Annotated in this window: 7 protein-coding genes; all 7 read right to left on the bottom strand. The window is 42.8% G+C overall.

The genetic code is table 11. The features are described from left to right. Positions 1 to 332: 332 nt before the first annotated feature. Entirely contained in the window at positions 333 to 2,822 is a 2,490-nt protein-coding gene (locus QZZ43_RS11930) for a plasma-membrane proton-efflux P-type ATPase (protein WP_291859523.1), read from the bottom strand. A 210-nt stretch (positions 2,823 to 3,032) separates the two neighbouring features. Then, positions 3,033 to 3,368 carry an STAS/SEC14 domain-containing protein gene (locus tag QZZ43_RS11925; RefSeq protein WP_291859521.1) on the bottom strand — a complete coding sequence of 112 codons (336 nt, stop codon included), beginning with the start codon at positions 3,366 to 3,368 and terminating at the stop codon, positions 3,033 to 3,035. Positions 3,369 to 3,385: 17 nt separating this feature from the next. Further along, on the bottom strand, positions 3,386 to 3,997 hold the full coding sequence (locus tag QZZ43_RS11920) for a chemotaxis protein CheB (protein ID WP_291859518.1): 612 nt from the start codon (positions 3,995 to 3,997) through the stop codon (positions 3,386 to 3,388). Further along, a complete protein-coding gene (locus QZZ43_RS11915; RefSeq protein ID WP_291859515.1) occupies positions 3,979 to 6,405 on the bottom strand; it encodes a phosphoketolase in 2,427 nt (808 codons plus the stop codon). Before QZZ43_RS11915 ends, QZZ43_RS11920 begins: the two co-directional genes overlap by 19 nt. Before the next feature lie 19 nt (positions 6,406 to 6,424). Beyond that, positions 6,425 to 7,621, bottom strand: coding sequence for an acetate/propionate family kinase (locus QZZ43_RS11910; protein WP_291859512.1), 1,197 nt, complete (start codon positions 7,619 to 7,621; stop codon positions 6,425 to 6,427). A 14-nt stretch (positions 7,622 to 7,635) separates the two neighbouring features. Further along, positions 7,636 to 8,256, bottom strand: a complete 621-nt coding sequence (locus QZZ43_RS11905) for an HAD hydrolase-like protein (protein ID WP_291859509.1) — start codon at positions 8,254 to 8,256, stop codon at positions 7,636 to 7,638. Position 8,257: 1 nt separating this feature from the next. Next, a partial coding sequence (gene zwf / locus QZZ43_RS11900) for a glucose-6-phosphate dehydrogenase (RefSeq protein WP_291859506.1) occupies positions 8,258 to 9,513 on the bottom strand: 1,256 nt, incomplete at its 5' end.

Here is a 9,513-nt window from a genome sequence, read left to right as displayed (position 1 = left end):
ACCTTATAATTTTTATCTCGTGAACAAAAAAAGTAAAAGCCCGCGCGGCTTGAGCTCAAAAAGTTAAACGCTTTTTTTGTCGGACACTACTGATATCTAATAATTAATTTACTACAAGTTGTTTGACCTCAAAGTTATCGCAATTATATATTCCAATTAAGACAATAATTCCAATTAAACGAATAATAACGAATTGGAAAAAGATCTATGTAAGAAAACTTGAAAATCATATTTAATTCTTAATTTTTTGAAACCCTGAATCCTTTTGTAGAGTGAGTTATCCTTTTTCGGATCGATTGCATCATCTTATCATTTTTAAATTTTCTACAGAATTAGATTTGCTTGGCTTTTGTTTTTAACGGATCGAAAATTCGATAAGCAAGTAATTTCAATCGGTCATTCAATAAAAACCATACCAGAGCATAACCCCATACAAATCCGGCCCAACCCCAACCCAGTGGCGTCATAAATAAGCCGTAAACAGCAATTAGAGTGGCGATAATTTGTGTTCCTAATACTGCAATCCATAGTATCCGGGCAGGTCGGATGGTCCAGAAGGCTCCACGGGTGCGGGTAAGGAAGATTGTCAGGTGACCAGCAACTGACAATTTCAAATACATTAATGTTTGGATGTGATCGCGATCGAGATGAAAAACCCTTTCACCCAGATAAAACAAGCCAAAAGCGGCAATTACCCCAACAACACCTAGCACTGCGGATATCCCCAGTACCATTCGCATGTTCCATGCCTCTGGTTTATTTTTATATTTAACATTGTCGTATGCAATAGAAAGAATGGCGCCATCATTAAGTAATGCAAGCATTACAATCATTACAGCTGTTACCGGATAGAAGTTAAATACCAAAATGGATAAAGTCATAAAAAGCAATACACGAAGTGTTTCAGCAATGCGATATATAGCATAACTGTTCATTCGCTGGAATATTTTTCGGCTTTCCTTGATCGCGTCGATAATTACTGAAAGACCGGGTGTCATTAGTACGATTGCGGCCGCTGCGCGAGCAGCGTCAGTTGCATCCGAAACAGCGATTCCACAGTCGGCTTTCTTAAGCGCCGGGGCATCGTTTACCCCATCACCAGTCATACCAACAATGTGCCCACGTTTTTGCAACACATCCACAATATGAAACTTATGCTCTGGGAATACCTGTGCAAAACCGTCGGCTTTCTCAATAGATTCAGCTACCTCCTTTGTTTCTTTCTTCTTTGAATCACCTAAGCTGCTGGCATCGAGAATATTGCTGCCCATGTCTAATTTTTGGGCTGTTTCTTTAGCAATGGCCAATGCATCACCCGTAACCATTTTAATCTTCACACCCATTGCAAGTGCAGTTGCAATGGTAGTTTTGGCGTCTTCCCGTGGGGGATCGAACAGGGGCAATACGCCAACAAACTGCCATTTCCCGTCACTCTCAGCACGTGCCACACCTAATGAGCGAAAGCCTCGTGCCGCAAAATCGTTGACCGCCTTATTGACAGCGTCCTTCAACTCATCTGTGTTGTCAGCCAATTCCAGAATCACCTGTGGTGCACCTTTTGATACTTTAAACTCATTACCATCCTTTGCCTTGACTGTAGCCTCGGTGCGTTTATGCACCGGGTCGAAAGGCTGAAAATGAAGCACTTTATAATCTTTTAAAGAATCTTTGTTTTTCAGGCCACCCAGAACAGCCAGGTCGATGGTGTCGTTATTTTCCTCACGCGATGCCAATGCTCCATTGAGTATGACCTGATCAGCTGAAATATTTTTAACACTGAAGGGTTCACCTAATGTAAGCATATTTTGGGTTAATGTTCCTGTTTTATCTGCGCATAGCATGTCTACTCCTGCTAATTCTTCAATAGCAACCAACTTACTCACAATTGCCTTCTTTTTAGCAAGAAGTTGCGCTCCAACCGCCATTGTTACAGATAATACCGTTGGCATAGCCACAGGTATTGCTGCCACAGTAAGTACCAAAGCAAATTGTAATGTGGTGAGAATTGGGTCTCCTCGGAATATAGCTACTGTAATTATAATTGCTACCAAGGCTACCGCTAACACAATCAGGTAATTGCCTATTTTTAAAACCGCCTTTTGAAAATGACTGACGGTATGTGCTTCCTGAACCAGTTGTGCTGTTTTTCCAAAATACGTTTTTGTACCTGTTGCATATACCATTGCAGTTATTTCACCCTGACGAATGATTGATCCGGAAAATACGGCTTCGCCAGGCTTGTGTGTGATTGGAAGAGATTCGCCTGTTAATGCCGACTGATCCACTTCCACTGTGTTGCCATCCAGTAAACGGGCATCAGCAGGCACAATATCGCCTAAACGTAAACGTATCACATCGCCGGGCACCAATTCACGTGATGCAGGGGTTATCCACCTCCCATCGCGCAATACACGGGCTTTTACAGCCAGTTTGGCTTTGAGTGCTTCAATGGCATTGCCTGCTTCGCGTTCTTCCCAGAACCCGACCACGGCATTGGCGAGAAGTAGAACAAGAATAATAAGAAAATCAGGCCAGTGCCGGGCTACAGCCGATAGAATTACAGCTATTTCGATCATCCATGGAATAGGTCCCCAAAAATAAGTAAGGAATTTCAGGAACATATTGGTTTTCTTTTCCTCAATTTCGTTTGGCCCATATTGATCGAGACGTTTCTTTGCATCTACCTGTGTGAGGCCGTCATGTGACGAATCCAACTTTTTCATCAGTTCCGGCATGGGAATGGATTTCAGATCGTTCTTTGCAATGGTCTTTGATCCTGGTTTCGATTCGTGAGCCTTCGAGTTGTCCATATTTGATTTCATGTCTTAAGATTTAGTTATCTTTCTTTTATTCGACTTTATTCACCGAATATATGATATCACTTTTCAACTATCCATATTTTTGTGTCTTCCAATTCACAATACTCCTCCGTTAAGCTTTTGCAAACAGATGATAATTAATCCATTACAAAATCAGGCAAGAAGGCACCAACTCGCTCATAATAAAAACTTTGCGTCATTGCGTCTCTGTGTTTAAGCTTTTTTTAACGGACTATTGAATTCAGTATTTTTAAATATCCGAGATTCACAGGATAGCATGTATCCAAAGAATTTCGCGAAAGTGTTTTTCATTTCGTGATCAGACACCAAAGTAATCTTTTCCCATGCAGATAAATGTTTCATCCCCATTCTAGCATCATCCAACATAGCGCCAAAGTCCACTACATTAAAATCAGCAGCTATGAGAGCCTGTACCAGTTTGACTTTCAATTTAAAACCTCCATGGTCAGCAGCTAAACCACTACCCATCAATTCTCTTAGATGTTCAGCGCTTTCCTTTTCTATTTTATTTCCTGATTCCATTTCCATTTTTGTATTTCCAGCATTTACCTGGTCTCTGATTCCGTATGGGCAATTCGTATAATTTCCTGAGCGATCTTCTCAGGTGCAAGAACAAAATCGATACATCCGCTGGCTATTGCACTCTCTGGCATATCAGGCTGCCCGGCAGTATCGGGTTTCTGCGCGATGGTAATACCGCCAACGTCTTTAATACCGCAAAGTGCTGCTGCCCCGTCACCATCATATCCGGAGACAATAACTGCGATCAGTTTGCCTTTCCAGTGCTCCGTGAGTGAATGCATAAAAATCGTAATCACGTCGGGCCAGCCCCTTGGCTTTGAGATAGGTCTCAGGCGGAACTCTCCGTTTAGAACATGTAAATCCCGCTTTTCAGGGATGATGAACACATGGTTGGGCTCGATGTCTAATTTTTCTGTGATCAGCTCAATCGGCATCTCCGTGTGCCTCGGGAGAATCTCGTGGAGATAGGTAGCTACTTCCCTGAGGTGATTAACGATAACAATTGCAACCCCCATATCAGCCGGCAGATTTTTTAGTAAGCGGATATAAGAATCAAGGCCACCGGCCGATCCTCCCACGCAAACTACAGGAAAGTCTTTTGAACTTTTCTTTGCTTTTATTTTGTGTTGTCCCATTTCCAGTCTTGTATTTCCGGCAAATCCGCACCATTTTTTTCAATATAGGTTCTGTGCTCAATAAGTTTTTCCTCCAGCATTTGTTTCAGTTTAGCCGCCTTGTCACTCAATTGTGGCAGACGATTTATCACATCTATTACCAGGTGAAACCGGTCAAGGTCGTTGAGTACCAGATTGTCAAAGAAAGTAGTTATTGTTCCTTCTTCCTTATAACTACGAACATGCATGTTTGCATGATTTGTACGGCGGTAGGTAAGAAGATGTATTAGTTTTGGATATCCGTGAAAGGCAAAAACAATAGGTTTATCTTTCGTAAACAAAGCATCGAACTCAGAATCGGTTAATCCGTGTGGGTGTTCTGCACTGGATTCCAGTTTCATCAGATCGACCACGTTGACCACCCTGATTTTCAGGTCAGGTAAATGTTTCCGAAGAATGGAAACTGCTGCCAGGGTCTCGAGTGTTGGTACATCGCCGCAGCAGGCCATTACGACATCGGGCTGAGAACCTTGATCGTTACTTGCCCATTGCCAGATACTTATTCCGCGGGTGCAATGTTTTATAGCATCTTCCATGTTTAACCATTGAGGAGCCAGATATTTACCAGCAATCACAACATTTACATAGTTACGGCTCCTTAAACAATGATCACTAACTGACAATAAACAATTTGAATCTGGTGGCAGATAAACACGAGCGATGGAAGCTTTTTTGTTGACCACATGATCAATAAATCCGGGATCCTGATGGGTATCTCCATTATGTGCCTGTTGCCATACATGTGAAGCTAGCAGATAATTCAATGATGCTATTTCTTTCCTCCAGGGCAATTTAGCGCTTACTTTCAGCCATTTTGCATGTTGATTAAACATCGAATCGACAATATGAATAAATGCTTCATAGCTGGTAAACAGCCCATGCCGGCCAGTGAGCAGGTATCCTTCGAGCCACCCTTCGCATTGATGTTCGCTCAACATCTCTACTGCCCGTCCCTGGGTTGCGAGGAATTCATCATTATTTTGTGTTTGAGTTTCCCATTGTCGGTTGGTCACCTCAAATATGGCATTCAAGCGGTTAGAAAGAATTTCGTCGGGGCCAAAAACACGGAAGTTGTTTTGGTCGGCATTAATTTTGATCACTTCGCGAAGGAACTCACCCAATACATGAGTGTCGGAAGACTGAACCGAACCTGGCGATTTAACCTGAACAGCATGTTTCCGGAAATCTGGCATAATCAGGTCGTGCAGTAATAAGCCACCGTTGGCGTGTGGGTTAGCCCCCATTCTACGCTTCCCTTTTGGTGCCAGTTCTGCGAGTTCGGGTAGGAGAGAGCCATTTTTATCAAATAATTCTTCCGGCTTATAGCTTTTCATCCAATTTTCCAGCAATTGTAAATGATGTGGATGCTCGGAATCTACGAGTAGTGGAATTTGGTGGGCACGAAAAGTACCCTCAATTTGGAGGCCATCTACTTCTTTGGGGCCAGTCCAGCCTTTGGGTGAGTCAAATACAATCATTGGCCAGCGCGGGCGAGTGGCATCATTATTATTTCGAGCATTATTTTGAATTTGTTTAATTTCATCAATAGCAGTATCTAAAATACCGGCCATGAGTTGATGCATATCTTCCGGTTCATCACCTTCAACAAAATAAGGAGTCCAACCATAACCTCGGAGCAGTTGATCCAGTTCCTTACGCGGGATACGTGCCAGAATTGTTGGATTGGCAATTTTGTAGCCGTTAAGATGCAAAATTGGCAACACAGCCCCGTCGGAAACCGGGTTTAGAAATTTGTTTGAATGCCAGGAGGTAGCCAGGGGACCGGTTTCAGCTTCTCCATCACCGATGATACAAGCTACAATTAGTTCCGGATTATCAAAAGCGGCTCCAAATGCATGACTTAGTGAATATCCCAATTCTCCACCTTCGTGGATTGAGCCGGGGCAATCGGGCGAAACATGACTGGGAATTCCACCGGGAAAGGAAAATTGAGTAAACAACTTCTTCATTCCGGCTTCATTCTGGGAGATATCAGGATAAATTTCGCTGTAAGTACCTTCAAGGTAGGTGTTACCAACCAAAGCAGGGCCACCGTGACCTGGACCTGCTATATAAAACATATCCAGATCATATTTTTTAATAGCCCTGTTCAAATGGGTATAAATAAAATTTTGCCCTGGCGTGGTTCCCCAATGCCCTAGCAACATTTTCTTTATATGGGAAAGTTTTAGCGGCTCCCGCAGCAATGGGTTGTCGTGCAGATAGAGTTGTCCGACCGAAAGATAGTTTGCAGCGCGCCAATAGGCATTCATTTTTTGCAAGAGTTCATGCGATAATGGCTTATTCATTTCACCCACCTTTTTTATTTTGGGGGCAATTTCTTCTTCAAACGCTTCTTTAGTTTTCATGATATAGTAAATTTTCTTGTTATATTTCAGTAAGATTTATCATTTGGCTGACCGTTTTTGCGATCATCCATTCCTCGTCGGTGTGCATAACACGAACAACTACTTTTTCGCTTTCTCTGGAAATAACAGGTGCGTTTGCCAGGTTTCGTTTTTCATCAAGTGCGATTCCAAGAAATTCCAGGCCTTTGCAAATTCTGGAGCGTACTTCAAGAGAGTTCTCCCCAATACCTCCGGCAAATATCAAGGTATCTATCCCACCTAAGACCGCAGCGAAGGCACCTATCCATTTTCGGATAGTATAACAAAACAGTTCAACCGCCTCGGCCGCTCTGACATCGCGCTCCTGGCGCTCTATCAAATCGTGCATGTCGGAACTGGTTTCAGAAATGCCAAGCAGGCCTGAATCGTGATTGATCATATTATTGAACTCTTTGGGTGTCAGATTTTCTGATTGCATCATATACCAAACAACACCGGGGTCTAAATCGCCTGGGCGAGAGCCCATCATTAAGCCAGAAGCTGGTGTAAAACCCATACTTGTGTCAATGCTCTTATTTTCGCGGATGGCAGCAAGACTTGCTCCATTGCCCAAGTGAGCCAGTATAATACGTCCATTAGCCGTTTTCTCGTCGGTAACGCGGACGAGTTCCTCCATCAAATAAGCATAGGACAGGCCATGGAACCCGTATCGTTGTATTCCCTTGGTGTCGAAGCGACGGGGAATGGGAATTAATTTCGCCACGCGAGGCATTGTGCAATGAAATGCTGTGTCAAAACATGCCACCTGAGTAAGTTTTGGATGGCGCTTACAGATGGTTTCAATTAATTCAATTTCATCAGGCAGATGATCAGGATCGTAAGGCGCAATACGATGAAGTTCATCCATCAATTCAGGAGTAATAAGCTCGGGTACGGTATGATTCATGCCATGAACTACGCGGTGTCCTACAGCTTTGACCGAAGAGAATCTGTCCTGCTCTTCGAGCCAATTCAGCAGAAAATTTATTGCGGAGTGATTATCTGAGGCTTCAATCTGAAGGGTATCTTTCTGATCCCCTTTCTCATTATTGAAAATCAATGTTGAATCTTTCAGGCCTATTCTATCTATTTCCCCATGTAGCAAACGCGTTGGAGTTCCACCCGCCTCATAAAGCGCGAATTTAATAGAGGACGAACCTCCATTAATAGTCAATATACAAACTTGTTCCGAGTTCATAATTTATTATTTAATCAAACCTCAAGCCCCATAGTGGCTAATTGTGCAGATGTAGAAAGAAAATTTTTGTGCCGGATTCCCCGGATTCCCAAATCTCCGGCAACTTCAACAAACATCTGCACATCTTCAATATACACTACTTGTTTGGCTGCAACCTGTGCGATATCAAGTGCTATATTGAACATATCGGCATCGGGCTTTCGAAAATGGACAAAGCAGGAGGATATGAAAAAGTCAACGAACTGGTTTAACTTAAATTTCTTTATCCTGTATTCATTCAATTCCCTCGCTTCGTTGTTGACAACGGCAATTTTTAGCTGATACTTTTCTTTCAATTGTCGTATAAACTCAATCATCTCCATATTGGGGGTTGTTTGAGCAAACATAAATTCCTGAAATTGATTAAGTGTAAATGGACGTTTTTGATAGAACACTATCCGATTGAGGTATTCATTGATGGTGAGCTTTCCCTCTTCATAAGTAACCATGGTGAGTTTATGCCGGACTTGCATTTCATTATAGTTCAAATTAAAATATTCAGCAGCAGCTTTGCGTGACTCATGTCCCCAGCCATTGCTAAGCAAGACGCCGCCTATATCTAAAAATAATGTGGTAATCGGAATAATTTTGTCCATTTTATTTTTTTTTATTTAATATGGTTGGTAATGGCCAGTGGTGTCCGGGAAGAAGCAGCTCATCAGCTGATTCAGGCCCCCAGGTACCGGAGGAATAATTCGGAAAATCGACCGACGGTTCATCGGACCAGGCATCAAGGATAGGCATGATGATTTGCCAGGCAGCCTCAACCTGATCGGCGCGCATAAATAGGGTGGCATCGTTTTTCATTACATCCCAAAGCAATGTTTCGTAAGCATCGGGCAAGGCTATGGAGAAGCTCTCCAGGTAATTGAACCGCATGTCAACCGGTTTTAACAACAACTTTGTTCCAGGCTGCTTTGCCTGAAAACGGAGTACGATACCTTCGTCAGGCTGAATGGACATGATAAGACAAGCTGGCTGCCAATCGAGAGTAGCTTCGGGAGGAAAGGATTGATGTGGAACAGCGCGAAACTGGATGTTAACTTCCGATACCTGCCTTGGAAGGCGTTTTCCAGTTCGAAGGTAAAAAGGCACATCCTGCCATCGCCAATTATCAACAAACAACTTCATGGCAACAAACGTCTCCGTGAGGGAATCGGATGAAACTCCGATTTCTTCGCGATACCCCAAAACTTCTTTATCCCCTTTGGTTGCCTTTCCGTATTGCCCCCGAACGGCGTATTCATTCACCTTATCTTTTGGAATCAAACGTATTGCATGAAGAACATCCACTTTCTTATTCCGAATTTCATCTGCCTGAAATGAAACCATGGGTTCCATGGCTACAAGACATAATAATTGCATCAGATGGTTTTGAACCATGTCCCGTAACGCACCTGCGCCTTCATAATACTCTCCGCGATGCTCCACGCCTAAATCCTCGGCAACAGTGATGGTCACAAAATCCACATATCTCCGGTTCCAAAGGGGTTCAAAAAGTGGATTAGCAAAACGGAATGCCAGAATATTTTGTACGGTTTCTTTTCCCAGGTAATGATCAATCCTGAATACCTGAGATTCGTTGAAACTATCGGTAAGTATTTGATTAAGTTTTAGCGCGGATGTGATATCATTCCCGATTGGTTTTTCCACCACAATCCGTGTCCATTCCTTATCGTCCGACATTCCTGCCTCCTTAAGATGTTTGGGAATCTTGCCAAATATTACCGGCGGAGTCGCCATGTAAAAGATACGCTGAGCTTTGGCATCCCACTCTTTTTCAAGGTTTCTACATCGTTCTTTTAATGCAGAATAAATTTCAGGTTTTGTAAAATCTCCTTTCTGATAATAAA

Origin of the sequence: Marinilabilia sp. (assembly GCF_016278715.1) — a bacterium.
In the GTDB taxonomy this organism is placed as follows: Bacteria; Bacteroidota; Bacteroidia; order Bacteroidales; family Marinilabiliaceae; genus Marinilabilia.
Note: the sequence above shows the minus strand (reverse complement) of the source record. Positions and strands in the feature narration are given on the sequence as shown.

Excerpts from the sequence above, each read along its gene's own strand:
- QZZ43_RS11925 (WP_291859521.1), bottom strand. The coding sequence starts at position 3,368 with ATGGAAATGGAATCAGGAAATAAAATAGAAAAGGAAAGCGCTGAACAT.
- QZZ43_RS11920 (WP_291859518.1), bottom strand. The coding sequence starts at position 3,997 with ATGGGACAACACAAAATAAAAGCAAAGAAAAGTTCAAAAGACTTTCCT.
- QZZ43_RS11905 (WP_291859509.1), bottom strand. The coding sequence starts at position 8,256 with ATGGACAAAATTATTCCGATTACCACATTATTTTTAGATATAGGCGGC.
- QZZ43_RS11910 (WP_291859512.1), bottom strand. The coding sequence starts at position 7,621 with ATGAACTCGGAACAAGTTTGTATATTGACTATTAATGGAGGTTCGTCC.
- QZZ43_RS11915 (WP_291859515.1), bottom strand. The coding sequence starts at position 6,405 with ATGAAAACTAAAGAAGCGTTTGAAGAAGAAATTGCCCCCAAAATAAAA.
- QZZ43_RS11930 (WP_291859523.1), bottom strand. The coding sequence starts at position 2,822 with ATGAAATCAAATATGGACAACTCGAAGGCTCACGAATCGAAACCAGGA.